Annotated in this window: 27 protein-coding genes and 1 pseudogene; 16 read left to right on the top strand and 12 right to left on the bottom strand. The window is 37.1% G+C overall.

Going from position 1 to position 26,353, the window contains the following annotated elements; genetic code table 11:
* From BUL40_RS02940 to BUL40_RS02920, 5 genes and pseudogenes are all read left to right on the top strand, one after another.
* Nucleotides 1-234: pseudogene (locus tag BUL40_RS02940) on the top strand (hypothetical protein); the annotation flags it as partial.
* 209 nt (nucleotides 235-443) lie between these two features.
* Entirely contained in the window at nucleotides 444-752 is a 309-nt protein-coding gene (locus BUL40_RS02935) for a T9SS type A sorting domain-containing protein (RefSeq protein ID WP_080318003.1), read from the top strand.
* A 141-nt stretch (nucleotides 753-893) separates the two neighbouring features.
* A complete protein-coding gene (locus BUL40_RS02930) occupies nucleotides 894-1,208 on the top strand; it encodes a T9SS type A sorting domain-containing protein (RefSeq protein ID WP_080318002.1) in 315 nt (104 codons plus the stop codon).
* Nucleotides 1,209-1,276: 68 nt separating this feature from the next.
* Nucleotides 1,277-2,263 (top strand): LuxE/PaaK family acyltransferase, encoded by a 987-nt coding sequence (locus BUL40_RS02925; protein WP_080318001.1) that lies wholly within the window; start codon nucleotides 1,277-1,279, stop codon nucleotides 2,261-2,263.
* Nucleotides 2,264-2,358: 95 nt separating this feature from the next.
* On the top strand, nucleotides 2,359-2,892 hold the full coding sequence (locus BUL40_RS02920) for a cupin domain-containing protein (protein ID WP_080318000.1): 534 nt from the start codon (nucleotides 2,359-2,361) through the stop codon (nucleotides 2,890-2,892).
* A 21-nt stretch (nucleotides 2,893-2,913) separates the two neighbouring features.
* Here BUL40_RS02920 and BUL40_RS02915 read toward each other — a convergent pair whose 3' ends face one another.
* Both BUL40_RS02915 and tyrS read right to left on the bottom strand, forming a co-directional pair.
* Nucleotides 2,914-3,450 (bottom strand): hypothetical protein, encoded by a 537-nt coding sequence (locus BUL40_RS02915; RefSeq protein WP_010518108.1) that lies wholly within the window; start codon nucleotides 3,448-3,450, stop codon nucleotides 2,914-2,916.
* A 62-nt stretch (nucleotides 3,451-3,512) separates the two neighbouring features.
* Nucleotides 3,513-4,811, bottom strand: coding sequence for a tyrosine--tRNA ligase (tyrS, locus tag BUL40_RS02910; RefSeq protein WP_080317999.1), 1,299 nt, complete (start codon nucleotides 4,809-4,811; stop codon nucleotides 3,513-3,515).
* 86 nt (nucleotides 4,812-4,897) lie between these two features.
* On the opposite strand from tyrS, the gene BUL40_RS02905 reads away from it, so the two are divergent.
* Complete coding sequence (locus tag BUL40_RS02905; RefSeq protein ID WP_080317998.1) at nucleotides 4,898-5,902, top strand: NAD-dependent epimerase/dehydratase family protein; 1,005 nt, start codon at nucleotides 4,898-4,900, stop codon at nucleotides 5,900-5,902.
* On the opposite strand, the gene BUL40_RS02900 is transcribed toward BUL40_RS02905, so the two are convergent.
* The 3 genes from BUL40_RS02900 to BUL40_RS02890 are packed head-to-tail and all read right to left on the bottom strand — an operon-like array spanning nucleotide 5,889 to nucleotide 8,387.
* Complete coding sequence (locus BUL40_RS02900; RefSeq protein ID WP_080317997.1) at nucleotides 5,889-6,323, bottom strand: DUF4296 domain-containing protein; 435 nt, start codon at nucleotides 6,321-6,323, stop codon at nucleotides 5,889-5,891. The genes BUL40_RS02905 and BUL40_RS02900 overlap by 14 nt on opposite strands.
* Entirely contained in the window at nucleotides 6,324-7,658 is a 1,335-nt protein-coding gene (locus BUL40_RS02895; protein ID WP_080317996.1) for a dihydroorotase, read from the bottom strand.
* Nucleotides 7,659-8,387 (bottom strand): polyprenol monophosphomannose synthase, encoded by a 729-nt coding sequence (locus BUL40_RS02890; RefSeq protein ID WP_010518103.1) that lies wholly within the window; start codon nucleotides 8,385-8,387, stop codon nucleotides 7,659-7,661. It lies immediately after the preceding gene.
* A 111-nt stretch (nucleotides 8,388-8,498) separates the two neighbouring features.
* Between BUL40_RS02890 and BUL40_RS02885 the strand changes: the two genes are divergently transcribed.
* Genes BUL40_RS02885 through BUL40_RS02875 form a run of 3 tightly spaced genes read left to right on the top strand, consistent with a single transcriptional unit; the run spans nucleotide 8,499 to nucleotide 11,574 of the window.
* Complete coding sequence (locus BUL40_RS02885) at nucleotides 8,499-10,172, top strand: ArnT family glycosyltransferase (protein WP_080317995.1); 1,674 nt, start codon at nucleotides 8,499-8,501, stop codon at nucleotides 10,170-10,172.
* Nucleotides 10,169-10,825: a DUF4271 domain-containing protein gene (locus BUL40_RS02880; protein ID WP_080317994.1), complete on the top strand. Its 657-nt coding sequence runs from the start codon at nucleotides 10,169-10,171 to the stop codon at nucleotides 10,823-10,825. Before BUL40_RS02885 ends, BUL40_RS02880 begins: the two co-directional genes overlap by 4 nt.
* A 5-nt stretch (nucleotides 10,826-10,830) precedes the next feature.
* Entirely contained in the window at nucleotides 10,831-11,574 is a 744-nt protein-coding gene (locus tag BUL40_RS02875; RefSeq protein WP_010518099.1) for a uroporphyrinogen-III synthase, read from the top strand.
* 69 nt (nucleotides 11,575-11,643) lie between these two features.
* On the opposite strand, the gene pckA is transcribed toward BUL40_RS02875, so the two are convergent.
* A complete protein-coding gene (gene pckA / locus BUL40_RS02870; protein WP_080317993.1) occupies nucleotides 11,644-13,260 on the bottom strand; it encodes a phosphoenolpyruvate carboxykinase (ATP) in 1,617 nt (538 codons plus the stop codon).
* 72 nt (nucleotides 13,261-13,332) lie between these two features.
* A complete protein-coding gene (locus tag BUL40_RS02865; RefSeq protein ID WP_080317992.1) occupies nucleotides 13,333-13,716 on the bottom strand; it encodes a DUF423 domain-containing protein in 384 nt (127 codons plus the stop codon).
* Between the two features lie 70 nt (nucleotides 13,717-13,786).
* Between BUL40_RS02865 and BUL40_RS02860 the strand changes: the two genes are divergently transcribed.
* Both BUL40_RS02860 and BUL40_RS02855 read left to right on the top strand, forming a co-directional pair.
* A complete protein-coding gene (locus tag BUL40_RS02860; protein WP_080317991.1) occupies nucleotides 13,787-15,160 on the top strand; it encodes a saccharopine dehydrogenase family protein in 1,374 nt (457 codons plus the stop codon).
* A gap of 52 nt (nucleotides 15,161-15,212) precedes the next feature.
* Nucleotides 15,213-15,683 carry an Lrp/AsnC family transcriptional regulator gene (locus BUL40_RS02855; protein ID WP_010518095.1) on the top strand — a complete coding sequence of 157 codons (471 nt, stop codon included), beginning with the start codon at nucleotides 15,213-15,215 and terminating at the stop codon, nucleotides 15,681-15,683.
* 67 nt (nucleotides 15,684-15,750) lie between these two features.
* Here BUL40_RS02855 and BUL40_RS02850 read toward each other — a convergent pair whose 3' ends face one another.
* The 3 genes from BUL40_RS02850 to leuS all read right to left on the bottom strand — a co-directional run bounded on the left by BUL40_RS02850 (nucleotide 15,751) and on the right by leuS (nucleotide 20,729).
* A complete protein-coding gene (locus BUL40_RS02850; protein ID WP_010518088.1) occupies nucleotides 15,751-16,458 on the bottom strand; it encodes a zinc metallopeptidase in 708 nt (235 codons plus the stop codon).
* A gap of 87 nt (nucleotides 16,459-16,545) precedes the next feature.
* A complete protein-coding gene (gene ald / locus BUL40_RS02845; protein ID WP_010518087.1) occupies nucleotides 16,546-17,649 on the bottom strand; it encodes an alanine dehydrogenase in 1,104 nt (367 codons plus the stop codon).
* 263 nt (nucleotides 17,650-17,912) lie between these two features.
* A complete protein-coding gene (gene leuS / locus BUL40_RS02840) occupies nucleotides 17,913-20,729 on the bottom strand; it encodes a leucine--tRNA ligase (RefSeq protein ID WP_080317990.1) in 2,817 nt (938 codons plus the stop codon).
* Between the two features lie 90 nt (nucleotides 20,730-20,819).
* On the opposite strand from leuS, the gene BUL40_RS02835 reads away from it, so the two are divergent.
* The 5 genes from BUL40_RS02835 to BUL40_RS02815 are packed head-to-tail and all read left to right on the top strand — an operon-like array spanning nucleotide 20,820 to nucleotide 24,250.
* Entirely contained in the window at nucleotides 20,820-21,698 is an 879-nt protein-coding gene (locus BUL40_RS02835; RefSeq protein ID WP_080317989.1) for a cell division protein FtsX, read from the top strand.
* Nucleotides 21,699-21,707: 9 nt separating this feature from the next.
* Nucleotides 21,708-21,971 carry a DUF3098 domain-containing protein gene (locus BUL40_RS02830; protein ID WP_010518084.1) on the top strand — a complete coding sequence of 88 codons (264 nt, stop codon included), beginning with the start codon at nucleotides 21,708-21,710 and terminating at the stop codon, nucleotides 21,969-21,971.
* Between the two features lies 1 nt (nucleotide 21,972).
* Nucleotides 21,973-22,767, top strand: coding sequence for an undecaprenyl-diphosphate phosphatase (locus tag BUL40_RS02825; protein ID WP_010518082.1), 795 nt, complete (start codon nucleotides 21,973-21,975; stop codon nucleotides 22,765-22,767).
* A 3-nt stretch (nucleotides 22,768-22,770) separates the two neighbouring features.
* Nucleotides 22,771-23,475 carry a tRNA pseudouridine(55) synthase TruB gene (gene truB, locus BUL40_RS02820; protein ID WP_080317988.1) on the top strand — a complete coding sequence of 235 codons (705 nt, stop codon included), beginning with the start codon at nucleotides 22,771-22,773 and terminating at the stop codon, nucleotides 23,473-23,475.
* Between the two features lie 58 nt (nucleotides 23,476-23,533).
* Nucleotides 23,534-24,250: a hypothetical protein gene (locus tag BUL40_RS02815; protein WP_080317987.1), complete on the top strand. Its 717-nt coding sequence runs from the start codon at nucleotides 23,534-23,536 to the stop codon at nucleotides 24,248-24,250.
* On the opposite strand, the gene BUL40_RS02810 is transcribed toward BUL40_RS02815, so the two are convergent.
* Nucleotides 24,233-24,862, bottom strand: a complete 630-nt coding sequence (locus BUL40_RS02810) for a thioredoxin family protein (RefSeq protein WP_244901810.1) — start codon at nucleotides 24,860-24,862, stop codon at nucleotides 24,233-24,235. The genes BUL40_RS02815 and BUL40_RS02810 overlap by 18 nt on opposite strands.
* A 92-nt stretch (nucleotides 24,863-24,954) precedes the next feature.
* Nucleotides 24,955-26,352, bottom strand: coding sequence for a TolC family protein (locus tag BUL40_RS02805; protein ID WP_080317985.1), 1,398 nt, complete (start codon nucleotides 26,350-26,352; stop codon nucleotides 24,955-24,957).
* Nucleotide 26,353: the final 1 nt, after the last annotated feature.

Genomic DNA, 26,353 nt, shown 5'->3' with positions numbered 1-26,353 from the left:
TTGGTTAACCTTACCGCTGTATCTACTCAAGGTGGTACCGCTTTACAGTTCAAAAAAGAATCTGGGGCAACAATTACCGGACTTTCATTAAGTGGGTACACTACCAACATAGACTTTAGAGATGGCGGAGCTGTTTCTAATGTACAAATTGAAGGTGCAGATGCGGATACAACAGCTGCTTATGATGCTGCTGCCACCGTAGATGTAACTATTTTTGACTGGGCAACTAATTAAAAGCCTTTATAAAACTTATCAAAGCCCCACAAATTGTGGGGCTTTTTTGTTATTAAAACCTTTTCATCCCAATAATTGAAATTCTTGCTAAGCCAATCTACCGGCGTATACTGCATTTCATCGAAAATTGTGGGTAAATTCCTAAAATTACCTTAAATAAAATATTCCTTTATTTATATTTGTGGCATACCCTTTGTTACCAGTACTTTATGAAGCATATTTACTTACTACTTTTATTGCTCTCCTGTACTCTTGGTTTTGCACAACAAAGCCAGGCAAATGGTGATATCCCTGGATTTAAATTGTATCCAAACCCATCTTTAAATGGTAAAGTATATATAGAAACCGCTCAAAACGCCCCAAAAGAAATAATTATTTTTGATGTTTTGGGCACCCAAGTTCTACGTACTACCATACTGGGTAATGAACTTAATGTTTCCGATTTGGACAAGGGGGTCTATATTTTAAGAGCTATTGAGCAAAAAAAGACGGTTACCCGAAAATTAGTTGTAAAATAACGTCTTAAAAACTACGTTTCATCGGTTTAAATTGCCGTTAATCTGCCATACATCTTCTGTTTGTTGTTTCACAACAAAATCTAGTAAGAACAGCGCATACACCATACATTTACACTGTTAAAACCCCCAAATTAACAGTTAATGAAACACATTTACTTATGCTTGTTTATGGTATGTATTTCCCTTTCTGCAAATGCATTCCATAACACCACCCCAAAATCCGAAACCTCTAAAATTAAATTGTACCCCAACCCGGCCTACGGCAATGAAATATACATTACAACTAGCGCTACTGGGAACAAAATAGTCACCGTATACGATATTTTTGGAGGCGTTCAACTTAAAAAACAATTAACAACAAACACCTTGGATATTTCTAGATTAAGTGCAGGCACTTATATTTTAGAAGTGATTCAAAACAATACTACAATGACCCACAAACTTGTGGTTAAATAATTGTACGTTTCTATTATTTTAGCCCTGAACCAAAACTTCAGGGCTTTTTTTTGGCTAATTTTGTTTGAATGGAGGAGCAACCAGCATTGGACATATTTTCTATTAAAAACGAAAAACAATTTGTTGACCATGCCTTGTCAACCTTTAATTACCAATACCAACATATACCCGTATATCGGGAGTTTTGTGAGTTTCTAAAAATTAAGCCACAAGCGGTACAAAGTCTAAAAGACATCCCTTTTTTACCTATACAGTTCTTTAAGTCGCATAAAATCAAAAGCCCAAATAGGTCTGCGGATATCGTATTTACTAGCTCGGGAACCACTGGCAACCAAACCAGTAAACACTTTGTTACCGACCTATCGTTGTATGAAAATAGTTTTAGAAAAGGTTTTGAACATTTCTATGGGGCTGTTTCAGATTATTGTATACTAGCGCTACTACCTGCTTATTTAGAACGCGAAGGTTCTTCTTTAATCTACATGGTAGAAGATATGATAAAGGCTTCGGGCCATTCGAGCAGCGGCTTTTATCTTAACAATTTAGAAGAACTTGTACAGACCCTTACCCACTTAGAGGCCACTAAAACCAAAACCTTGCTAATAGGTGTATCATTTGCCCTACTGGATTTAGCTGAAAACTTCAATCTAAATTTAAAACACACCGTTGTAATGGAAACTGGGGGAATGAAAGGCAGAAGAAAAGAAATGATAAGACAAGAATTACATCAAATTCTTAAGACGGGATTAGGCACCCAGCTTATACATTCTGAATATGGTATGACGGAACTGCTATCTCAAGGTTACTCAAAAGGAAATGGCCTGTTTCATTGCCCTCCTTGGATGCGTATTATGGCTAGAGATACAGAAGATCCTTTTTCTTATAAATCTACCGGAAAAACAGGTGGTCTAAATGTAATAGATTTGGCTAATTTATATTCATGTGCGTTTATTGCCACACAAGACTTAGGTAAAGTGTACGGGGATAATTCGTTTGAAGTTTTAGGCCGGTTTGACCACTCAGATATTAGAGGGTGCAACCTTATGGTTTTATAACCTGCAACTTATACAAAATAAAAAACCCACCATACATTTACAACTAACTGGGGCACTGTGTTTTATTAACTTTTATCTATTAAATTATTAATAAAATGAACAGGAAAGACTTTTTGAAAACTAGTGTACTAGGAACAGCTACCATAGCTGCAATACCTACAAAGGTATGGGCCACAACACCTAACGAACCCCTAAAACCAAAAATAGTTAGGAAAGAAGATGGGCAGAAAGTAAATGTAATTGGGGATCAACAAACGTTTAAACTTACCGGCGAAGACACGGCAGGTAAATTTACCCTAATAGAAGAAGTTAATCCTCCCGGTACCATGATTCCTCCCCATGTACATACCAAAGAAGATGAAATATTTAAAGTATTAGAAGGTAAATTGGAGGTTACCGTTGGTGAAACCACCACCATTTTGGAGGCTGGCGACCTGGCTTTTGCCCCAAAGAACATACCCCACTCCTGGAAAGTGGTAGGCGATACCGATTGTAAAACTATTTTAAGCGCTTTCCCTGCTGGAATAGAATTGATGTTTGCAGAGTTAGGACAGTTGCCGCCGGGTAAACCAGATTTTAAAAAGGTAGTGGCAATATGCAAGAATTATGGCATACATTTTTTGGGTTAATTGCAGCTAAAAATCCCCCTACTATATTCCTAAAATTTTGGCATCCACAAAGAAAACAGATTTTACCTGTATGGTGTGGTCTTGATCCAGAATTTCATCCGTAACCGTTTTTAGACGCAACGTAAACGAGTCCTTTTTAATATATTCTTGTAAATCTAAATCTGTAGTATTCAACTTTAAAGTGGCGCCAGCAGCGGGATCAACATCTTCTTCAAAAGCAATTCTTTGTTCCTCTAAGTTTTCTGCAGAAATAAATACCTCTATAGATTCCAAAAAACTAAAATCGCTATCCGTTGGGTCTTTTATTATCAGTACTAAATCAATTAATTTAATTTCCTCTATTAAATCTTTTCTAGTGTCGTTAACTTCAAATTCAGATTCAGAGTTGGTCTCCGTTTCTGGCGTAAACACATCAAATGGTAAATCTATTCCGGTAGTAGATGCAATAACTACCTCTTGGTTATAGTCCATTTCAAATTTGGTCAACTCATCTATTTTGTCACAACCAACAAGGGCAAAAACTGCCACAATAACTGCTAAAATCCTAAAATGTTTCATAAAAAAAGTAGGTAATTAATTACTTAACGACCCACTTTTTAAAATAGTGTATGTATTATTGTTTACTCCTTTACAACCAACACAAAGTAGTTCTTTTTACCACGCTGCAGCAAAACAAACTTGTTATTGATAAGCTGATCTTTGGTAATTAAAAAATCCTCTTTTACTTTTTCCTTGTTAACAGCAATAGAATTTTGTTTTAACTCACGTCTAGCTGCCCCGTTACTGTCTAAAAATCCGGTTTTGGCCGCAAGGGCACCAATCATGTCCAAGCCTGCTTCCAAATCTGCCATAGCCACTTCTGCCTGAGGAACACCATCAAAAACATCCAAAAAAGTCTTTTCGTTCAATTGCTTTAAATCCTCAGAAGTAGATTTTCCAAACAAAATGTTACTTGCTTTAATGGCATTGTCCAAATCTTCTTGGCTGTGTACCATTACCGTAACTTCTTCTGCCAATTTTTTCTGAAGCTGTCTTAAATGTGGTGCCTCCTTATGGGCGGCCACTAAATTTTCTATCTCTTCTTGAGTAAGGAAGGTAAAAATCTTAATATACTTTTCTGCATCTTCGTCTGATGTGTTTAGCCAATACTGGTAAAATTTGTACGGAGATGTCCTTTCCGAATCCAACCAAATGTTACCACCTTCTGTTTTGCCAAATTTTGTGCCGTCTGCCTTTGTTATTAACGGACAGGTTAAAGCGTAGCCCTTGCCACCACCAATTCTTCTTATAAGCTCTGTACCAGTTGTAATATTTCCCCACTGATCACTGCCCCCCATCTGCAAGGTACACTCATGTTGCCTGTACAGGTGTAAAAAATCATACCCTTGCACCAATTGATAGGTAAATTCCGTAAAAGACATCCCTTCTTTTGCATCTGCAGACAAACGTTTTTTTACGGAATCCTTGGCCATCATGTAATTTACGGTAATGTGCTTACCTACATCACGAATAAATTCCAAAAAAGAGAAATCCTTCATCCAATCATAGTTGTTCACTAAAATGGCAGCATTTGGTGCGTTGCTTTCAAAATCTAAAAAACGGGCCAATTGCCCTTTTATGGCTTCTTGATTGTGTCTCAGGGTAGGTTCGTCCAATAAATTGCGTTCTGCAGATTTACCGGATGGATCACCAATCATTCCTGTTGCCCCACCTATAAGCGCAAATGGCCTATGCCCAGCCAATTGAAAATGACGTAACATCATTACACCAACTAAATGTCCAATATGTAACGAATCTGCCGTAGGGTCTATACCCACATATGCAGAGCGCATAGCTTCCATTAAATGTTCTTCCGTTCCGGGCATTACATCATGAAGCATTCCCCTCCAGGTTAATTCTGCTACAAAATTCTTGGTCATAATTGTTATAATAATAATTAGCGCTGCAAATATAGAATGTTGTAGTTTCTTAGGTAAATAATATTGGCAAATAGCTAAATTTGAGTATGATTTTAGTTACAGGAGGAACAGGTTTGGTTGGGGCCCATCTACTTTATAGATTATGCCAGACCCAAGAAAGTGTTAGGGCAATATACAGAACACCGGAAAGTATAGAGAAAACTAAAATCTTATTTGAATTAAAAAACGCCTCATCAACACTTTTTGATAAAATTGAATGGGTCTTAGCTGATTTAAACGATGTTGTACGATTAGAACAGGCCTTAACTAGCGTAACACTGGTTTACCATTGTGCAGCACTTGTCTCTTTTGACCCAAAAGACGATAAAGCTTTATTCCAAACCAACGTAGATGGTACCGCAAACTTGGTTAATCTATGTATTGCCCAAAAAATAGCAAAATTATGTTACGTAAGCTCTATAGCTGCCATTGGTACTCCAATTGGTTCTGAATTGGCTACTGAAGAAACGGAGTGGACACAGAAAAAAAGCACCACAACCTACGCATTAACCAAATTTTTAGGGGAACTGGAAATCTGGCGGGCATCTCAAGAAGGGGTACCCGTAGTTGTGGTTAACCCCGGAATTATTTTTGGCGCGGGTTTTTGGTCTAGTGGCAGTAATAAATTTATGGCTCATGTTTTAACAGAACCCAAATATTATTTACCAGGAGGCACTGGGTTTGTTACGGTAGACGATGTTGTAAACGGCGTAACTCTTTTAATGAACTCTACTATAAACAATGAACGGTTTATTTTGGTGAATAAAAACTGGACGTATAACAAACTCTACGAAGTGCTAGCCGGCGCCATGAACAAAAACACCCCAAAAAATGAATTGAAACAATGGCATATAAGCCTGTTATGGCGTTTAGATTGGATACGTAGCTTTTTTAGCACAAAGCCAAGATTATTATCAAAGGCAATTGCTACCGGTTTTAAACAAACTACCTATTACGACAATAGTAAATTACAAAAAGTAACTGATTTTAAATATACCAAACTAACCAACTATTTGGAAGCCCTTTGCAAGTTATACCTTAGTCAGTACTAGTATCGCTTTTAAGGACTTTGGGCGCAAGGGTGTCCTTCACCTTTTTATTGGCTTCCTTTATACTATCCGCTTTTCTTTTACGGTCTTCTTCCATCTTATCTGCCTTGGTCTCTAAACGGCTTAACACCTCTTTGTACATACGTTGGTAAATCAACGGTTTACTGGCATAGTAAACATCACTTTGTACAAATTGCAAACTATCTATCTTGTATTTATTAAAAAGATAGGGCATAGTTTCTATATCGTTGTCTTTTAGAATACCAGGATTGGTAGCTTTGGCGCCGTTGAGCACAGCCAAATCGTAAAGCAATTCGGTCATTTTATTTTCAGGAATAAGGTTTTCTGGTTCCTCTATAACCTCTTCTTTACAACCCAAAACGGTAAAAGCAACTACTAAGAGAACTACTAAGTATTTCATCATTTATCGGTCAAAAGTTAATCGTTTTGCAAAACGCTCTTCCGCAAAACTTCCCTGGTCATAAGCCAGACCTCCATTTACCCAGGTACGCTTAACCTTGGCATCAAAAGTAGTTCCTTCAAGCGGGGACCAACCACATTTGTAAAGAATATTAGACTTGTTCACTTGCCATTTGGCATTACCGTCTAATTGTACTAAATCTGCATAATATCCTTCTCTCACATAGCCTCTTCTATCCAAATCAAACAATATAGCTGGATTATGGCACATCTTCTCCACCACTTTTTCTAATGTAATTTTACCTTCTACATAGCGTTGAACCATTGCAGGTAACGCATGTTGCACCAATGGACCACCAGATGGCGCATTAGTATATACATTGTCTTTTTCTTCTGCCGTATGTGGTGCATGGTCCGTTGCAATAACATCTATTCTACCGTCTAACAGAGCATCCCACAATTGGCTTCTATCTTCAGCAGTCTTAACGGCAGGATTCCACTTAATTAAGGTACCCTTATTTTCATAATCCGCATCTGAAAACCACAAATGATGTATACACACTTCTGCGGTTATTTTTTTGTCTTTTAGAGGAATATTGTTCTCAAAAAGATGGGTCTCTTTTCCAGTAGACAAATGAAATACGTGTAAGCGAGCACCGGTTTTCTTTGCTAGTGCTATGGCCTTGGAAGAAGACAAATAACAAGCTTCTTCGCTACGTATTATTGGGTGGTATTTAATTGGAATGTTATCGCCAAACTCTGCTTTATATTTTGCTAAATTTTCTCTAATGGTTGTTTCATCTTCACAATGGGCAGAAATGCGCATTTGGGTATTGCTAAATATTTGCTCAATAACCTGTTCGTTATCTACCAACATATTACCTGTGCTACTGCCCAAGAATAATTTTACGCCAGAACAAGCATTTTTATCCAAACGCTTTAACTCTTCTAAATTATCATTGGTACCTCCAAATAGGAACGAGTAATTGGCAAAGGCCGTACCTGATGCCATTTGAAACTTGGCTTCTAATTTCTCTATAGTAGTGGTCTGCGGATTTGTGTTAGGTTGTTCCATAAAACTAGTAATACCCCCCGCAATGGCAGCTCTACTTTCTGTAGCTATATTTCCTTTATGTGTTAGTCCTGGCTCCCTAAAATGTACTTGGTCATCTATAACACCTGGCAATAAAAAATTCCCTTCAAAATCTATCACCGTGGCCGTATCATGTGATAAATTCTTACCTATTTTGGCTATAAATCCATCCTTAAGCAATACATCAGTTTCAAATATATTTCCTTCGTTTACGGTTTTTGTATTCTTTAAAAGATATGGTTTCATCTAAAAGGAATTTTTAAATAATAAACTTCTTATACGCATACGTACAACCCCAAAAATAGCTTCCCAGATAATACTAGAACTCATTTTTGACTTTCCATTAACACGGTCTGTAAAAATGATGGAGACTTCTTCTATCCTAAACTTTTTAAGGTAAGCACGGTATTTCATCTCTATTTGAAAAGCGTAACCCACAAACCTTACTTTGTCCAAATCCAGTGCTGCTAAAACTTCCCTCTTATAACAAACAAATCCAGCAGTTGGGTCGTGAACCTTCATTCCCGTAATTAATTTAACATAAAACGAAGCGCCATAGGATAGTAAAATTCTACCCAAGGGCCAATTAACTACATTTACTCCTTTTTTATATCTAGAGCCCACTGCAACATCGGCACCGTTTAAACAGGCCCTATGTAGTCTTGGTAGGTCACTTGGTTTATGGGAAAAATCGGCATCCATCTCAAAAATGAACTTATATCCTCGTGCCAAAGCCCACTTAAAACCGTGTATATAAGCCGTACCCAAACCGGATTTTTCTAACCGAACTTCTAGATGCAGTTGTTGGGGAAATTCTTTTTGTAAGTGTTTAACGTTGGTGGCGGTGCCATCTGGCGAATTATCATCTACGATTAGAATATGATATTCTTTTTTGAGTTCAAAAACAGTCCTAATGATTGCTTCTATGTTCTCAATTTCATTGAATGTAGGTATAATGACCAGTCCGTCTGACACTCCTAATATATTTTAGCTCCAAAAATAGCGTTTTTAAAAGGTTTTAGGACTATTCTTCCAAGGTATTGAATTTAGGTGTTTAACTTTGCAGGCCAATACACAAGATGGTTTATGAAAAAAGAGTTCCCAGCTACCTTTTTATGGTTTTTACTTGGATGGTTACTTTTAAATATTTTACAAAGTGCTTTTACTGGGGTTATTTATGACGAAGCCTATTATTGGTATTACAGTCAAAACATGGCCTGGGGCTATTTTGACCATCCACCAATGGTGGCTGTATTGATTAAATTAAGTTCAATTTTCTTTAACGGCGAATTGGGCGTACGCTTTATGAGCACCCTTTTAAGTGCCGGTACGGCCATGTTATTATGGAAGCTAATAGAAGACAAAACCAAGAAAAATTACATTGCCCATTTCTTTTTGCTTCTATTCTCTATGGTATTGTTTAATGCGTATGGTTTTTTGACTTTACCAGACACCCCGCTTCTATTTTTTACTGCACTGTTTTTATGGGTTTATAAAGGGTATTTAAACAAACCTAACTGGCCTTTAGCAATAGCTCTTGGCCTACTTATGGCCGCTTTAATGTACAGTAAATACCATGCGGTCCTGGTAATTGTATTTGTAATACTTTCCAATCTAAGATTATTACTAGACCCAAAAGCATGGGTGGCAGTGCTAATAGCCTTGTTAGCCTATTTTCCACATTTAAATTGGCTCTATTTAAATGACTTTGTGACCATAAAATATCACATTTATGAAAGACCCAACCACCCCTATACCTTTACTGGATTTACTTTAGGGTATATTTTAAATTTAATAGCCAATTTTGGACTCCTTTTTCCATTTTTCTATTGGGCATTGTTTAAAACCAAACCAAGAGATAAATTCACCAAAGCACTAGTCTTTTTGGCATATGGTGTTATTGGGTTTTTCTTTGTCTCTACTTTTCAAAAAAGATCGCAGGCACAATGGGTAATTGTACTTTGTATTCCTTTATTTATACTTACCTATACTTACCTTTTGCAAAATGCCAAAAGTAGAAAATGGATGGTACGATTAGGTGTCGTAAGCATGGTTTTACTTTTCTACGCCAGGGCCTGGCTTATTTACCAGCCATTATTTCCGCCTAAGGTATTTGAAACACACTCCAAAGAATGGACTCAAAAGCTAGAGGCTATTGTAGGAGACACACCGGTTGTATTTGAAAATAGTTACAGGCGTGCCCCCATGTATAGTTTTTATACCGGCAACCAATCTTTTTCCTTAAACAATATACACTACAGAAGAAACCAATATTCCATTGATAGTTCTGAGGCCAACATTCAACATAAAAAAATTGCATATGTAACCTACTACGCAAATTCTGGTGATTTCTCGTACAAACCTATTGGCAAGAATAGTAGAGTTTTTTGGGGCAAGTACATAGATGATTTTAAATCGTACAGAAAACTACATTGCTTTATTGAAACCGAAGAAGTAAGCTTGAATAAAAAGAATCAAATTCTTAATATATACAATCCGTACAACCAAGATATTGCCTTAAGCCATATTAAGTTAAATGTTGCCTATTTAAATGACTACAAGCAATTAAAAGAAACCAAACCCCTTGCGTATAAGACAAAATTAAATGGCACCACATTTTTAAAAGCAAAGGATACCACACAATTTATAATTAACTTTCCCAAACCTAAAGAGGATAACTTAAGTTTTATCCGGTTTAGTATTGCAGAACATAATTTACTAACTGGAATCAATAGCGAAAGTATACCCATTAAAAAATGATACCAGAATATAGAAATATTGCCTTTTTAGACTGGATAACGGTATTGTTTTTCTTAAGCCTAGTACTTATTGCACTTGGCAAATATTTTTATAAACCTGCATTTTATGCTTTTCTAGCATTACCTTTTAATAATAAGTACATAGCGCTGCATAAGAAAAAAGGGAAATTGGTAAATGGGTTTCATATTTTTCTAACCATTTTTCAATTAATCAATAATGCATTATTACTGTATTTGGCCAAGAACCTATTTATGGGAGTAGATACTTTTGACCAACCCAGTTTTTATGCCATGCTTTTACTCATACTATTTGCTTTTCTCATGTTGAAGTTATTTCTGCAGATGGCCAATGGGTTTTTCTTTGAGAACTATGAGTTAATGACGGATACTATTTTTGAAAAAATATCTTACTGGAACTACGCAGGCCTTATTGCCTTCTTGGGCAACCTAATGCTCATCTTTGCTTTTAGAGGTTCTAAAACTTTGATTATTTTCACTTTAGCCCTAATGTTTTTGACAATTTCTATTGGATGGATCAATGGTTTACGAAATAGGCAAAATTTAATATTTTCCAACACTTTGTATTTTATTTTGTACCTTTGCGCACTTGAAATTGCACCCTTAGCAATTTTTATCGGTTATCTAAAAGGTTGAAACTTATGAAAGTAAAAACGATTTTGGTATCACAACCAGAACCGAAGATGGAAAACTCTCCGTATTCCAAATTAATTGAAAAGTCTAAAGTAAAAGTAGACTTTAGACCTTTTATACACGTAGAGGGAGAAAGTGCTAAAAGCGTTAGACAGCAAAAAATCGATTTAAATGATTACACGGCTATTATTCTAACCAGTAGAAATGCCGTAGACCATTTTTTTAGAATTGCTGACGAAATGCGTTTTAAAGTGCCAGACACAATGAAGTATTTTTGCCAGTCTGAAGCAGTTGCTTACTATTTGCAAAAATATGTAGTTTACAGAAAGCGTAAGATTTATGTTGGTCAAAGACAATTTCCAGATTTGGCCCCTATGTTTAAAAAATATAAGGACGAAAAATTCTTATTGCCATCATCTGATTCTTTAAAGCAAATTATCCCAGATACGCTAGACGAACTAAAGCTAAATTGGACAAGAGGCATCTTTTACAAGACCGTTATCAGTGACCTTTCTGATTTAAGAAACGTTTACTATGATATTTTAGTTTTCTTTAGCCCTTCTGGTATTGAGTCATTGTTACACAATTTCCCAGATTTTGAACAAAACAGTACTAGAATTGCCGTTTTTGGCAATAGTACGGTCAAGGCTGCCAACCAGGCCGGTTTACGAATAGATATACAGGCCCCAACACCCGAGACCCCATCTATGACTATGGCATTGCAGAAATACATTTTGGATGCCAACAAGTAATAGTAAAAATTTTAAATAAGAAACCCTCGGTAATCCCGAGGGTTTTCTATTTATAAACATGAGCTAGCATTAGAAAGCGTACCGTTGTGGTCCGCCACGTCTAATTTCTTCATTCGCAAAGGGTTCAAACTTTTTAAAGTTCTCCCTAAATGCGTTGGTCAATTTAAATGCTGTCTTGTAATAAGCCTCGTCATTATTCCATGTAGCGCGTGGGCTTAAAACTTCAGTTGGTACACCCGGACATTCTCTAGGTTGTGCAACCCCAAATACGGAATGTATATGGTAGGCATCATAACTATACAACCCTAAATCTCCATTTAAAACAGCATTAATCATGGCCCGGGTATATTTTAGCTTCATTCGGGTACCTACACCATAAGGTCCTCCTGTCCATCCGGTGTTAATCAACCAAACATTAACTCCTTGCTCCTTCATTTTCTTGCTCAACATTTCAGCATATTTCGTTGGGTGCAGAGGCATAAAAGGAGCACCAAAACAGGTAGAAAAAGAAGGTACAGGCTCTACCACTCCTGCTTCCGTACCGGCAACTTTAGCTGTGTAACCAGAAATAAAGTGGTATGCTGCCTGCGCAGGTGTAAGTTTAGATATTGGCGGCAACACCCCAAAGGCATCTGCTGTAAGAAAAAAGATGTTCTTAACATTTTTACCTATAGAAGGCTCTTGTATGTTATCTATGTGATAGATAGGATAACTTACCCGTGTATTCTGGGTTATAGAAGTATTTGTAAAATCTACGGCTCCAGAATCATCTAAAACAACATTTTCTAGAATAGCCCCTTTTTTAATGGCTCCGTAAATTTCAGGTTCGTTTTCTTTAGAAAGATTTATAACCTTGGCATAACACCCACCCTCAAAATTAAATACAGTGTTCTCTGGTGTCCAGCCATGTTCATCATCACCAATTAATTTTCTGTTAGGATCGGTAGACAAAGTTGTTTTGCCCGTACCGGATAATCCAAAAAAGATTGCAGTATCACCATCTTCTCCTACATTGGCCGAACAGTGCATGGGCAATACGTTCTTAAAAGTGGGCAAAATAAAATTTAAAGCAGAGAAAATTCCTTTTTTAATCTCACCAGTATAGCCCGTACCTCCAATTAGCGCTATCTTTCTTGTAAAATTTAAAATAGCAAAATTGTGTTGCCTTGTACCATCTACAGAAGGTTCTGCCATAAAGCCCGGTGCATTTACCACCGTCCATTCTGGAGTAAACGTTTCTAGCTCTGCTACGGTAGGTCTTAAAAACATGTTGTAAGCAAACATGTTAGACCAAGGATATTCATTAATTACCCTAATACTTAATTGATGTTTAGGTTCGGCACAAGCAAACGCATCTCTTACAAATAATTCCTTAGTATTTAAATAAGCAATGACTTTGTCATATAATTTATCAAAAGCTGCTTCGGAAAAAGGAATATTAATATCCCCCCACCAAATCTTATCTTCTGTTATGGCGTCTTTGACAATAAATCGGTCTTTAGGCGACCTTCCTGTAAATTCGCCAGTGTTCACGGCAATGGCACCCAGATCAGATTCTTGCCCCATACCTTTCTCCAATGTAATCCTATGCAACTCCTCTGAAGACAATTGATAGTGAAAATTGGCATGCGAAATCCCATAGGTTTCAAGCGAAATCGTTTTCGTGTTTAAATCGGAATTATTCATAAAAAGTTAGTTTTTCAAGCTCAAAACTAAAGAATTATCAATTGTATTCCGACAAATAAGAGATGTATTTGTTTATTTCTTGGTTAAGACGGCAAAAAGTAGATAGGCCCAACCCAATATTAAGAACAAACCACCAACAGGGGTTATCAATGCTATTTTCTTAAAATCGAAAGGAGTTAATTTATTGGTAGCTAGGCCATAAATAGAAAACGAAAAGAATATAACACCTATAACAATTAAATAGAAAACAGTTCTTTTAGCACCATCGGCCACAAAATTAGTGCCTCCTAAAATCAAAAGAAATAAGGCATGGTACATCTGATATTTAACTCCGGTTTCAAAAGTTTCTAACGCCTCTGGAGCCAAAACCTTTTTAAGTCCGTGCGCTCCAAAGGCACCCAGTATTATTGCCAAAATCCCAAAAACCAATGCTGTTATCACAATTGTTTTATTCATAACTTTTATTTATTGTATTTTTATATTTATAACATTAAACTGAATTCTTTTTTAAAGATACGCTAAGCCTATGAACCATCAAATACTTGTTTTGGGTACTGGAAAATCAACTTCTTACTTATTAGATTACCTGTTAGATAAGGCCAAAGAAGAAGAACTACACATTACCATTGCAGACTTACACCCCGAAATATTACCAGAAAAGATTTTAAAACATAGGCATACTACAATTGTAACTTTAGATATAAAAGATACAGATAAGCGTACAAAATTAATACAGGAGAGCGAGCTCGTAATCTCTATGTTACCAGCATTTCTTCACATTTTAGTAGCCAAAGATTGTCTTGCTGCTGGCAAACATCTGGTTACAGCATCTTATATAAGTGATGCCTTGCAACAATTAGATGCCGAAGTAAAACAAAAAGGATTGGTATTTATGAACGAAATTGGTCTAGATCCCGGTATAGACCATATGAGTGCTATGGAAGTAATAGACCGAATTAGGGACAATGGTGGCAAAATGGTATTGTTCGAATCTTTTTGTGGCGGTCTGGTAGCACCAGAAAATGATACCAACTTGTGGAACTACAAGTTTACATGGAACCCAAGAAATGTTGTAATTGCTGGCCAAGGCGGTACGGCAAAATTTATTCAAGAAGGCACCTACAAATACATTCCTTACCATAAATTATTTAGACGAACAGAATTTTTAGATGTAGAAGGGTACGGCAAATTCGAAGCTTACGCCAATAGAGACTCTCTAAAATACAGAGAAGCATATGGCCTACAAGATGTTCTAACTTTATATCGTGGTACCATGCGGCGTGTTGGTTTTTCTAAAGCATGGCATATGTTTGTACAACTAGGCATGACAGACGATAGTTATCTATTAGAAAATTCTAAAGGAATGACCTTTAGGGAATTTACCAACTTGTTTCTTCCTTATTCCCCCACGGACAGTGTAGAACTTAAACTGCGTCATTACTTAAAAATTGACCAAGATGATATTATGTGGGAAAAACTTATGGAACTCAATTTGTTCGACGATAAAAAGACCATTCCACTCAAAAATGCGAGCCCCGCACAAGTATTGCAATATATTTTAGAGCAAAGCTGGACCTTACAAGATGGTGAAAAAGATATGATTGTAATGTACCACAAATTTGGTTACGAACTTAATGGTCAAAAATATCAAATAGACGCCAACATGGTGGTTAAGGGGGAAAATCAAACCTATACCGCAATGGCAAAGACAGTTGGGTTACCCGTGGCTATAGCCGCATTAAAAATAATTAAAGGAGAAATAAATACTCCCGGAGTCCAAATACCAATCACCAAAGAGGTTTATAAACCTATTCTTGAGGAGTTAAAAAATCATGGCATCGTATTTAAAGAACATAAAGTACCCTATTTGGGGTACAATCCAGACTCTGTAGCTAGCTAGTTATATTTTAAAACTTCTACCCTATATTTGAACATCAGATTATAATAAAAGTATGAGAAAAACCAATAATCTCTTAGAGCTAGATGGAATAGACAAAAAGATTTTACGGCATCTAATGGAAGATGCCCGTAAACCCATTTTAGAAATAGCTCGGAAAATTGGTATTTCTGGAGCTGCTATACACCAACGTTTGCGCAAACTAGAAAGCACAGGGGTAATTTCTGGTTCCAAATTTGTAATTAATCCAAGAGTTTTAGGGTATACTACAATGGCCTATATTGGCATCTATTTAGATCGCGCCATGAGCAATCCAAGAGCGGTGGGCGATTTGAAAAAAATACCTGAGGTTCTAGAATGCCATTATACTACCGGTAATTGGTCTATACTTATAAAAGTATTATGTATGGACAACGAACATCTAATGCAGGTGTTAAATAAAAAGATTCAAGCTATTGAGGGTGTTTCTAGAACTGAAACCTTCATCTCTCTAGACCAGCAAATAGATAGGCAGATATCTATTTAAAACTTAAATCCTCCAAACAAAAAAACCCACCTATTTAGGTGGGTTCTATTTTATTCTATTAGTACTATTAATCTCTGTTACTGGCACCTGCTACACGCATTGCAAAGTACAATAGCGTAGCTAATGCTGAAATGGCAGCTACAACATACGTTCTGGCAGCCCATTTTAATGCATCTTCAGAACCTTTATATTCCTGTGGGGTAACTATATTTTTGTTTTTTAACCAAGCTAAAGCTCTGTTACTGGCATCATATTCCACAGGTAAGGTAATAAAACTAAATAACGTTCCCATACCATAAAGCGCCACACCAACCCATGCAATAGTACCACCTATGGCTGTAGTACCCATTAACGCCAAACCTCCAAATATTACCCACATAGACAAATTAGAAGTAACGCTTAAAATAGGAACCAATTTAGAACGCATAGTTAACCAAGAGTATGCCGTTGCGTGCTGCACCGCGTGCCCTACCTCATGTGCTGCCACTGCCGCAGCAGCTGCATTACGCTGACTGTAGACCGCTTCACTCAAGTTTACGGTTTTATTGGTAGGATTATAATGATCGGTTAGCCTGCCGCTCGTGCTAATAACCTTAACATCCCTAATACCATGATCATCCAACATTTTTTGAGCAATTTCAGCACCACTCATCCCATTTTGCAAATGTACTTTTGAGTAGTGATTAAACTTGCTTTTTAATTTATTACTAACCAGCATACTGATAATTCCAAATACAGCAGCGATTAAAATATATCCTATATCAAAACCAAACATATTTCTAAATTTTAGAATTAAATATAGCTATAAAAAGCAAAAACCCCGCCAAAATAGACGGGGATTGAATTAGCTGACAAATTGTTCTTAAACAGTTATTGGAGCCCTCCAATTAAAGGCTTCTACAATTTCTTTATAGACCACCTCACCTTCTACTATATTTAATCCTTTTTCCAAAGCCTTGTCTGCCCTACAAGCAGACTGCCAACCCTTATTGGCCAATTTTAAAACGTATGGCAATGTTACATTAGTTAAAGCCACTGTACTGGTATAGGGTACAGCCCCCGGCATGTTGGCCACACAATAATGCACAACGTCATCTATAATATAGGTAGGATTCTCATGCGTGGTGGCCTTTGTAGTCTCTACGCAACCGCCTTGGTCTACGGCCACATCTACAATTACCGTACCTGGCCTCATTTCTTTAAGCATATCTTTTGTAATAAGGTTAGGTGCTTTTTTACCCTTTAACAACACACCGCCTACAATTAAATCATGCGTTTTAATATGTTTTCTAATATTAAATTCATTCGAAAATTCGGTTACCACATGGGGTGGCATTACATCATTTACATAACGTAACCTTTTCATATTCACATCCATTATGGTAACATGTGCTCCTAAACCTGCTGCCATTTTAGCAGCTTGTATACCAACAACACCTGCACCTAAAACCAATACCTTACCTGGCGTTACACCTGGAACTCCCCCTAATAACACACCTCTACCCTTGGCAGGTTTTTCCAAATATTTAGCCCCTTGCTGTATGGCCATACGCCCAGCTACTTCGCTCATAGGTGTTAATAGAGGCAAACTTCCTTCCTCATCTTCTACGGTTTCATAGGCTATACAAATAGATTTACTTGCAATCATAGCCTTAGTTAAACGTTCGCTAGATGCAAAATGAAAATAGGTAAATACTATTTGCCCTTTTTGTATTAACTCATATTCTTCAGCTATGGGTTCTTTAACCTTCACGATCATATCACTCATAGCATAAACCTGACCAATTGTATCTAAAATAGTAGCTCCAGCTTGTTGATAATCATGATTAAAGAAGCCACTGCCTTCTCCCGCTCCAGATTGTACATATACTTTGTGGTTGTTCTTAACCAATTCAAATACACCAGCGGGGGTCATCCCCACCCTGCTTTCATTGTTTTTAATTTCTTTTGGAACACCTACAATCATTTTGATAAAAATTTTGATTTCTACTTCAAAATTGAAAATAATTTACGCAACTAACAAAACAACCCTGTTATTTTTAGGGTTAAAAACGATAAAAAACATCTTTTATGATTTTTTACCCTATTTTTTTAGGGGGTATAGTATTTTATAAAATGTTTTATTGTACATTTACCCCAGATTTAATCGACTTTTTAAATTGAAAACAAAAACCCCCTCCAATTCCATGAAGGGGGTTTTACTTTTTTAGGGTTAAAACGTAACTATGCCTAACCCACTATATTAACTATTTTACCAGGAACAACTATTACCTTCTTTGGAGTTCTGCCTTGCAAATAATCCTGTGTTCTATCATGTTCCATAACTACCTTCTCTATTTCCTCTTTAGACATGTCTAAAGGCAATTCTAATTTAAAACGAAGCTTTCCATTGAAAGATATGGGGTACTCCTTACTACTTTCTACCAAGTACTTTTCTTCAAAAACAGGGAAAGCCGCTTCTGCAATAGAAGTCGTATTCCCTAAGACTTGCCATAACTCCTCTGCAATATGAGGGGCGTAAGGCGAAACTAGCACCGCTAAAGGTGATAATATTTCTTTACTCTGGCATTTTTGAGCAGTTAACTCATTAACGCAGATCATAAAAGTAGATACCGACGTATTGAAGCTAAAGTTCTCTATATCTTCTTCTACCTTCTTTATGGTTTTGTGCAAGGTTTTTAGGTTTTCTTTACTCGGAGCAACTTCTGCAACTTCGCCTTCCATAAAAGGTGTGTATAATTTCCATAATTTCTTAAGGAAACCGTGCACGCCCGTAATACCTGCGGTGTTCCATGGTTTGGATTGCTCTAAAGGTCCTAAGAACATCTCGTACAATCGTAAAGAATCTGCTCCGTATTCCTCGCAAATAGCGTCTGGATTCACTACGTTATATTTAGATTTGGACATCTTTTCTACTTCCCTACCTACTATGTAAGCCCCCTCTTCCAATATAAATTCAGCATCTTTAAATTCGGGTCTCCAAGATTTAAAGCCTTCCACATCTAACTCATCACTAGCATTAACTAAAGAAACATCTGCGTGGATAGGATTTACTTTTTTATCCCCTACCAAGTTCTTAGAATAGATGGTATTGCTTTCTTCGTCTTTATACACAAAAGCACTAGTCCCGGTTATCATTCCTTGGTTAATTAGCTTCTTGGCAAACTCATCTACAGGCACAAAACCTCTATCAAACAAAAACTTTTGCCAAAATCTAGCATACAATAAATGACCCGTAGCATGCTCACTACCCCCAATATAAAGGTCTACCTCTTTCCAATAATCTACCGCCTCTTTGCCGTAAATAGTTTCCGTATTTCTTGGGTCCATATACCTGTTAAAGTATTGGCTACTCCCTGCCCAACCCGGCATGGTATTTAGTTCCAAAGCAAAAATAGTTTTGCCATCTATAGCATCATTGGCTACCACCCTTGCATTGGCAGTATCCCACGCCCAAGTAGTGGCATTGCCCAACGGTGGCTCCCCGGTTTCTGTTGGCAAATACTTTTCTACCTCTGGCAAAGCTATTGGCAAATATTCCTCAGCTATCATTTGAGGCAACCCATTAGCATCATAATACACTGGGAACGGCTCTCCCCAGTAGCGTTGACGACTAAATACAGCATCGCGCAAGCGGTAATTTATTTTACCTTTACCTTGCCCTATAGCCTCTAACTCTGCAATAGCTTTTTGGGTAGCTTCTTTGTAAGACAACCCATTTAAAAAATCTGAATTTGCAATTACCGTATTGGCTTTATCCGCAAACGCTTCTTCAGAAATATCTACACCATCAAAAATGTTTGGTATGGCAATGTTAAAATGCTTGGCAAAATCATAATCTCTCTGGTCACCACAAGGCACCGCCATAACAGCCCCTGTACCATAACTTGCTAAAACATAGTCGCCTATCCAAATAGGGATTGGTTCTTTGGTAAATGGATGTTCTGCATACGCCCCCGTAAAAGCTCCGGATATGGTTTTTACATCTGCCATACGGTCGCGTTCAGAGCGTTTAGCGGTTGCTTCTACATACGCTTCAATTTCTGCCTTTTGATCAGGGGTGGTAATTTCTGCCACCAAAGGGTGTTCTGGGGCCAAGGTCATAAAAGACACTCCAAAAATAGTATCTGGCCTAGTAGTAAATACTTCTATATTGGCTTCGTAATCCTTTACTTTAAAAGTTACGGATGCCCCTTCTGACCTACCTATCCAATTGGTTTGCGAGTCTTTTAACGGCTGCGGCCAATCTATCTTATCCAAACCATCTAATAATCGCTGTGCATAAGCGGTGATTCGCATCATCCACTGGGTCATCTTCTTACGCACTACTTCGTGTCCCCCGCGCTCAGAAACTCCATTTACTATTTCGTCATTGGCCAATACCGTGCCTAAGGCTGGGCACCAGTTCACTTCGGCATCTGCCAAATAGGTTAATCTATATTTTAAAAGGATACGTTCTTGGGCAGCCTTATCTAATGCCTTCCATTCTGCAGCAGTAAAGCTAGATACGTCTTCATCACAAACCGCATTAACGGTTTCATTGCCTTCCTTCTCAAAAACAGCAACCAGCTCAGAAATAGGTTTTGCTTTGTCCGCCCCAACATCATACCAAGAATTGAACAATTGAATAAATATCCACTGTGTCCATTTGTAATATTCAGGATTAGAAGTACGTACCTCTCGGCTCCAATCAAAAGAAAAACCAATACGGTCTAACTGCTCACGGTACCTATTAATATTTGTTTCCGTGGTAATTGCAGGGTGTTGCCCCGTTTGTATGGCATACTGTTCTGCAGGCAATCCAAAAGAATCATAACCCATAGGGTGCAAAACGTTAAATCCTTTGTGTCTTTTGTAACGCGCATAAATATCGCCAGCAATATAGCCTAGCGGATGCCCAACATGCAATCCGGCCCCAGAAGGGTAAGGAAACATAGAAAGGGTATAATATTTTGGTTTTTCAGAATTGTTCTGGGCTTTAAAGGTTTCGTTTTTGGCCCAGTATTCTTGCCATTTCTTCTCAATCTTCTGAAAATCGTAATTCATGGTTAAAGTCTTCTTTTCTGATGCGCAAAAATAGGGGTAATCCCTTTAAAACCGATTTACTTTTCTATTTTTACGTTATCAATTTGATACATGAGCGAATATATTGAAAGATATCAGCGGAGACGATTGGTCTCTTCTTACTTTTCTGTAGTGTTAAGTATAGCACTAGTACTTTTTCTTTTAGGGGTTTTGGGCCTTTTGGTATTGAACACCAAAAAAATGGCAGACCATTTTAAAGAACAGATTACTATTTCGGTCTTTTTAAAAGATAATGCCAAAACGGTAGAGATTGACCAACTGCAGAAGAGTTTGGCAATGGCAGAATACACCAAATCTGCTATTTATGTATCCAAAGAAGATGCCGCTGAACAGTACAGCGAGGATATTGGCGAAAATTTTCAAGACTTTTTAGGATATAATCCCCTTAAAAATTCAGTAGACGTAAATTTAAACGCTGCCTTTGTTACCCCAGAACAAGTAGCCCAAATTGCAACAGAATTAGAAGAACGTTCTTATGTGGATGAAGTAAGCTATGACAAGCCTTTGGTTACCCTTTTAACGGATAATGTTAAACGTTTGAGCCTTTGGATTTTGATAGCCAGTGCTATTTTTACAGTAATTGCCGTATTGCTTATCAATAGTTCTATTAGACTATCTATCTACGCCAAAAGATTTATTATTAAGACCATGCAAATGGTTGGGGCAACAAAAAAATTTATTAGGCAGCCATTTATTCTTACAAATTTAAAACTTGGCTTTATTGGGGCACTTATAGCCATAGGTGCTTTAGCCATAAGCCTGTTTTATGTTGACAAGAATTTTCCTGAACTTAATTTGTTTAATGATGTTCCAATGTTGGCAATCTTATTTTCTAGTGTATTGTTGATGGGTTTGCTAATTTCCTTTTTAAGCACCTATTTTGCCACACAACGTTTTTTAAATCTAAGGACAGACGATCTTTATTATTAAATTTGCCACATGGGTAAGAATAAAAACACACCACAAGAAGAGAAAAAGCAATTTATTTTTAAAAAGAAGAACTATACCTTTTTATTTATTGGATTGGCTTTTATTACCGTAGGCTTTATCTTAATGAGTGGTGGTGGCAGTGATGACCCCAATGTTTTTAATCCGGAAATCTACAATTTCCGTAGAATTAGATTGGCACCCACTCTAGTTCTTATTGGGTTGGGAATTCAGGTTTATGCCATATTGTTGAATCCAGACAAAAAGAAAGATTAATTTGGAAATAATAGACGCTATTATTCTTGGTATTATCCAAGGATTAACTGAATTTTTACCTGTTTCTTCTAGTGGTCATTTAGAACTTGGTAAAGCAATTTTGGGGGCACAGGCCATACCAGAAGAAAGTTTACTATTTACCGTGGTCTTACATTTTGCCACAGCTTTAAGTACCTTGGTCATATTTAGAAAAGATGTTCTTGAGATTTTAAAGGGCTTGTTTCAATTTAAGTGGAACGAACAGACGGAATTTAGCCTTAAGATTATTATTTCCATGATACCTGCAGCTTTTGTTGGTTTCTTTTTAGAAGATTATATGGAGGTCTTTTTTGATGGTGCCATATTAATTGTAGGAGTTATGCTCTTGGTAACTGCCATATTGTTATACTTGGCAGATATGTCTAAAACCACTAATAAAGACGTTTCTTACCGCAGTGCATTTGTAATAGGATTGGCGCAAATGGTAGCTATGCTACCCGGTATTTCTAGGAGTGGAGCCACCATTTCCACATCGGTTATTTTAGGTATAGATAAGACCAAATCTGCACGTTTCTCTTTTTTAATGGTAGTACCTTTAATACTAGGTAAAGTAGCCAAAGACTTTTTAAGTGGTGATATTGCTTTTGAAAGTTCTCAAATGGGAGCCATGGGAGCAGGATTTATAGCAGCTTTTGTAGCTGGTTTGGCAGCTTGTACTTGGATGATTAAACTGGTAAAACAAAGCAAGCTTACCTATTTTGCCATCTACTGTTTGGTTGTTGGTCTAATTGCTATTGGCTGGAGCATTTGGGGGTAAATTATGACTAACTGGACCAAAGAAGATTTTTTAAACGGACAGACCCTACTAATAGATAAGCCCCTAAATTGGAGTTCTTTTCAAGCGGTTAACGCACTTAAATGGGCCATAAGGAAAAAATTTGATCTCAATAAAAAATTTAAAATCGGCCATGCCGGCACTCTAGATCCATTAGCTACTGGACTCTTATTGATATGCACTGGAAAACATACCAAGACCATACCTTCTCTACAAGGACAAGAAAAAGAATACACTGGCATAATTACCCTTGGAGCTACCACACCTTCTTATGACTTGGAGACCGAAATTGACCAGACCTTTTCTACGGACCATATTACCGAAACTCTAATTAAAGCAAAAACAGCTAAGTTTTTGGGCGAAATAGACCAAAGACCGCCTATTTTTTCGGCCTTAAAAAAAGATGGAAAACGATTGTATGAGCATGCACGCAAAGGCGAAACCGTAGCTATACCAACAAGAAAAATTACCATTTCTGCCTTTGAAATAACCCAAATAGACCAATTAAACGTTCACTTTAGGGTTAGCTGCAGTAAAGGCACCTATATCCGTTCTTTAGCGCACGATTTTGGGCAAGCTTTACAAACAGGCGGACATTTAACAGCGTTAAGAAGAACCAAAATAGGTACTTTTAACGTAGATAATGCACAGACCCCGGAAGCCTTTAAACTACAATTGGGTGAAAAATAGCCCTAACAACCAACCCTATAACATAATATTTTAATCAATTTGGGGTTATAAATACACCATGGATCTAAATAGAAAGCAATTGTCTCTTTTAATTACCATTTTTACAATGGCTATTATTCTATTGCTTTTTTACAACATTAGATTGGGACAGCGGCAAGAAGAGGAATACGTGGTTGAGATGGCTGTTTTGGATGATGAAGAACTGGAAGAACTTTTAGAAGAAAAACCTGAATTAAAAGAGATAGCACAAGCAGAGTCTGTAAAGAGCCATAGGGCTTTTAATGAAACGGCCAAACCTAGCTATGGAAATCCAGAACCACTTAAAACTTTAGAAGAGTTAATGGAAGAGCGTGCTCTTACCAGCCAAACCAATGGAACAACAGATTCTGATGGTTTTGCAGAACGAGTAAAAGAATTAGCAAAAAAACGAGAAGAACAAAAACAGTTACTAGGCGAACGAGAGGCTGATAAAAAAACATTTACCAATAATTTAAAGGAAAAGAGAACTTCTATTTCTTACTCCTTAGTGGATCGTAACGCTTATCATTTACCTCCTCCAATATATACCTGCATTGAAGGTGGTAAAGTTGTGATTAATATAAATGTGGACAAAAACGGATACGTTACCGATGCCAATTTTAATGAAAAAAGCTCTACCACGAACAATTATTGCTTAATAGAAAATGCCATCGCATATGCGTTGCAAGCAGAATTTAGCACTGGCTCCGCAGATTCCCAAATTGGTACTATCACCTATTTATTCCAAAGTAAGTAACAAGTTTCTTAAATCCTTAAAAACATCCTCTCCTTTATCTTTATTGTAGAACACTTGTAGGTCTTGTTTAAATTCTGCTGTTAGCAAGCCGTAATTCTCTTTTTGGCTTTTTACCATTGCGGTAGGTTTAGTAGACCTAGGCCCCCATGTTCCCAGCACCTTATTGGTGGCTTTATCTAACATAATTAGCTTGGGTATAGATTTAGAACCATTGGTTAAAAACTGGTCCATTAGTTCTGGGTTTTCATCCCTAAAAACCAATTGTAGCTCCAAATTGTCCACAGCTTCTGCCACTTTTGAAATTACTGGAATGCTAGGAGCTGCGTCACCACACCAACTTTCTGTAATCACCAACCAAATCAGTTGTTTTTCAACTTTAGGTAAAGATTGTAGATACCCATCTGGAAATTTTAATGTTTTATCCCAACGTTTCATGCGCTTGTTGTTCAGTTGGGTATAATTGGCCAAAGCTTCCGTTTTTTCTAAACCTGAATTTGAATTGTTATCTACCAAGCCTTGTAGCATTTTCTTGTAGGTTGCGTAGTCTATTGCTTTATCAAGGCTTTTCGCTAATATAATTGCAATTTTATCTTGTAAGGTAGTCGTTTCCATAGTTTCCTTTTCTACAAAAGTACTGTCGGCGAAGCATTTAAAACCTAACAAATATCAGTTCACCAATAAGTATTTCAGCAACTTCCACTGAATTATAAATTTTCCGGGTTTATGGCTAAACTCTTAAACAGATTGGCTTTGGCTTTATAGAATTTGTTTCTAACAGATAGCCTTTTTAATTCTGCATCTATTAACTTGTTTTCTCTAGAATTTAATATAAAAAGAGAACTTTCTCCTACCCCAAACTTACGTTCTTCACCAGCTAAAAGCGTATTATAGTCCCTAACAATTTGATTTATGTACACATTTTGACGGTCAAAAGAATCCAATTCTCCATAAATAGCGAGCACTTTGTTCCTAATTTCAACTTGAGCATTATCACGCTCAAACTCAGCGTCTCTTAATTTGAATTTGGCCAAACGTAAATCGCCACGCTCTTTTCGTAAAAAAAGTGGAAAATTAAAGCTAACCCCCCCTTTGTAATTTTCTGGCACAAAACTGTTGATCTGATCGGGTTCTGTAGTTAAAAAATTATACTCTACGTCTAACTTAGGTAAGAGTTTATTGGTCTTTAGACGCTTATCTACCAATAGTTCTTTAATCTTAAATTCTAACGAGCGTAACTTAGGATGGTTATCTATGGTAAAACTATCTAACGGCAACCCATTTATTTCCAAGGTTTCATCTAATTCCAATGCTAATTCATTGTCTGGGGCAATCCCTTCTTTCAATTCAACAGGAATATCGTTTATCCACAAATAATTAGACAACTCTAAGCGCTTTTTCATTAAACTTACTTGCGCCTGTTCTAAACTTAATTGCCTGTTTTCCACCACAATTTTTGCTTCTACGGTATCTATCATAGCTTTATCCCCTACCAATGCAGCTTGCTTTACCCCCCTAAAGCGTATTTCCGCATTTTCTAAAAAATCTACATAAACCTGTGCTTCCCCGTATGCTTGCACCCAATCAAAATACGCTACTGCAGCGTTGTACAACACTTGGTTCACCAATAAGTCTTGTTCTGCCTTAGAACGTTCCCTAAAAAATTTAGCTTTGCGCAGGGTGGCCATCCGTTCATTGGCCCAAAAACCATCAAGAATAGACATTGACACCCCCGCACTGTAAAGACCATTATCTGGTACGGTTTCTGACGGGTTTATATAGGTTCCTTCGTATTGTTCATAACCACCCTTAAACTCAATTCCAAAATAAGTGGGGATTTTAAAAGTAGCGTTTAAACGCTCCCAATACTGGGTATCTTTAAACTCTTTACGGGTATAGTCTACCTCTACCTTTGGATCAAAGCCACCACGTGCTTTTAACAATTGGGCCTGCCCAATAGACAAGGTAAGCTGTGCCTGTTTGGCAATAGGGTGGTGTTTTTTTACATACCCTAAATACTCTTTAAACCCTAATACCAATGAATCTTGCTGCGCCCAGGATTGTAAAGACAAAATAACAGATAAGAAAAAGAGAAATTTTCTCATA

Source organism: Croceivirga radicis (assembly GCF_002072105.2).
Classification (GTDB): domain Bacteria; phylum Bacteroidota; class Bacteroidia; order Flavobacteriales; family Flavobacteriaceae; genus Croceivirga; species Croceivirga radicis.
Note: the sequence above shows the minus strand (reverse complement) of the source record. Positions and strands in the feature narration are given on the sequence as shown.

Excerpts from the sequence above, each read along its gene's own strand:
- BUL40_RS02905 (WP_080317998.1), top strand. The coding sequence starts at position 4,898 with ATGATTTTAGTTACAGGAGGAACAGGTTTGGTTGGGGCCCATCTACTT.
- pckA (WP_080317993.1), bottom strand. The coding sequence starts at position 13,260 with ATGAATAATTCCGATTTAAACACGAAAACGATTTCGCTTGAAACCTAT.
- BUL40_RS02860 (WP_080317991.1), top strand. The coding sequence starts at position 13,787 with ATGAACCATCAAATACTTGTTTTGGGTACTGGAAAATCAACTTCTTAC.
- BUL40_RS02880 (WP_080317994.1), top strand. The coding sequence starts at position 10,169 with ATGATACCAGAATATAGAAATATTGCCTTTTTAGACTGGATAACGGTA.
- BUL40_RS02920 (WP_080318000.1), top strand. The coding sequence starts at position 2,359 with ATGAACAGGAAAGACTTTTTGAAAACTAGTGTACTAGGAACAGCTACC.
- BUL40_RS02930 (WP_080318002.1), top strand. The coding sequence starts at position 894 with ATGAAACACATTTACTTATGCTTGTTTATGGTATGTATTTCCCTTTCT.
- leuS (WP_080317990.1), bottom strand. The coding sequence starts at position 20,729 with ATGAATTACGATTTTCAGAAGATTGAGAAGAAATGGCAAGAATACTGG.
- BUL40_RS02810 (WP_244901810.1), bottom strand. The coding sequence starts at position 24,862 with ATGGAAACGACTACCTTACAAGATAAAATTGCAATTATATTAGCGAAA.
- tyrS (WP_080317999.1), bottom strand. The coding sequence starts at position 4,811 with ATGACCAAGAATTTTGTAGCAGAATTAACCTGGAGGGGAATGCTTCAT.
- BUL40_RS02900 (WP_080317997.1), bottom strand. The coding sequence starts at position 6,323 with ATGATGAAATACTTAGTAGTTCTCTTAGTAGTTGCTTTTACCGTTTTG.
- BUL40_RS02830 (WP_010518084.1), top strand. The coding sequence starts at position 21,708 with ATGGGTAAGAATAAAAACACACCACAAGAAGAGAAAAAGCAATTTATT.
- BUL40_RS02835 (WP_080317989.1), top strand. The coding sequence starts at position 20,820 with ATGAGCGAATATATTGAAAGATATCAGCGGAGACGATTGGTCTCTTCT.
- BUL40_RS02915 (WP_010518108.1), bottom strand. The coding sequence starts at position 3,450 with ATGAAACATTTTAGGATTTTAGCAGTTATTGTGGCAGTTTTTGCCCTT.
- truB (WP_080317988.1), top strand. The coding sequence starts at position 22,771 with ATGACTAACTGGACCAAAGAAGATTTTTTAAACGGACAGACCCTACTA.
- BUL40_RS02885 (WP_080317995.1), top strand. The coding sequence starts at position 8,499 with ATGAAAAAAGAGTTCCCAGCTACCTTTTTATGGTTTTTACTTGGATGG.
- BUL40_RS02865 (WP_080317992.1), bottom strand. The coding sequence starts at position 13,716 with ATGAATAAAACAATTGTGATAACAGCATTGGTTTTTGGGATTTTGGCA.
- ald (WP_010518087.1), bottom strand. The coding sequence starts at position 17,649 with ATGATTGTAGGTGTTCCAAAAGAAATTAAAAACAATGAAAGCAGGGTG.
- BUL40_RS02855 (WP_010518095.1), top strand. The coding sequence starts at position 15,213 with ATGAGAAAAACCAATAATCTCTTAGAGCTAGATGGAATAGACAAAAAG.
- BUL40_RS02850 (WP_010518088.1), bottom strand. The coding sequence starts at position 16,458 with ATGTTTGGTTTTGATATAGGATATATTTTAATCGCTGCTGTATTTGGA.
- BUL40_RS02815 (WP_080317987.1), top strand. The coding sequence starts at position 23,534 with ATGGATCTAAATAGAAAGCAATTGTCTCTTTTAATTACCATTTTTACA.
- BUL40_RS02935 (WP_080318003.1), top strand. The coding sequence starts at position 444 with ATGAAGCATATTTACTTACTACTTTTATTGCTCTCCTGTACTCTTGGT.
- BUL40_RS02895 (WP_080317996.1), bottom strand. The coding sequence starts at position 7,658 with ATGAAACCATATCTTTTAAAGAATACAAAAACCGTAAACGAAGGAAAT.
- BUL40_RS02805 (WP_080317985.1), bottom strand. The coding sequence starts at position 26,352 with ATGAGAAAATTTCTCTTTTTCTTATCTGTTATTTTGTCTTTACAATCC.
- BUL40_RS02875 (WP_010518099.1), top strand. The coding sequence starts at position 10,831 with ATGAAAGTAAAAACGATTTTGGTATCACAACCAGAACCGAAGATGGAA.
- BUL40_RS02925 (WP_080318001.1), top strand. The coding sequence starts at position 1,277 with ATGGAGGAGCAACCAGCATTGGACATATTTTCTATTAAAAACGAAAAA.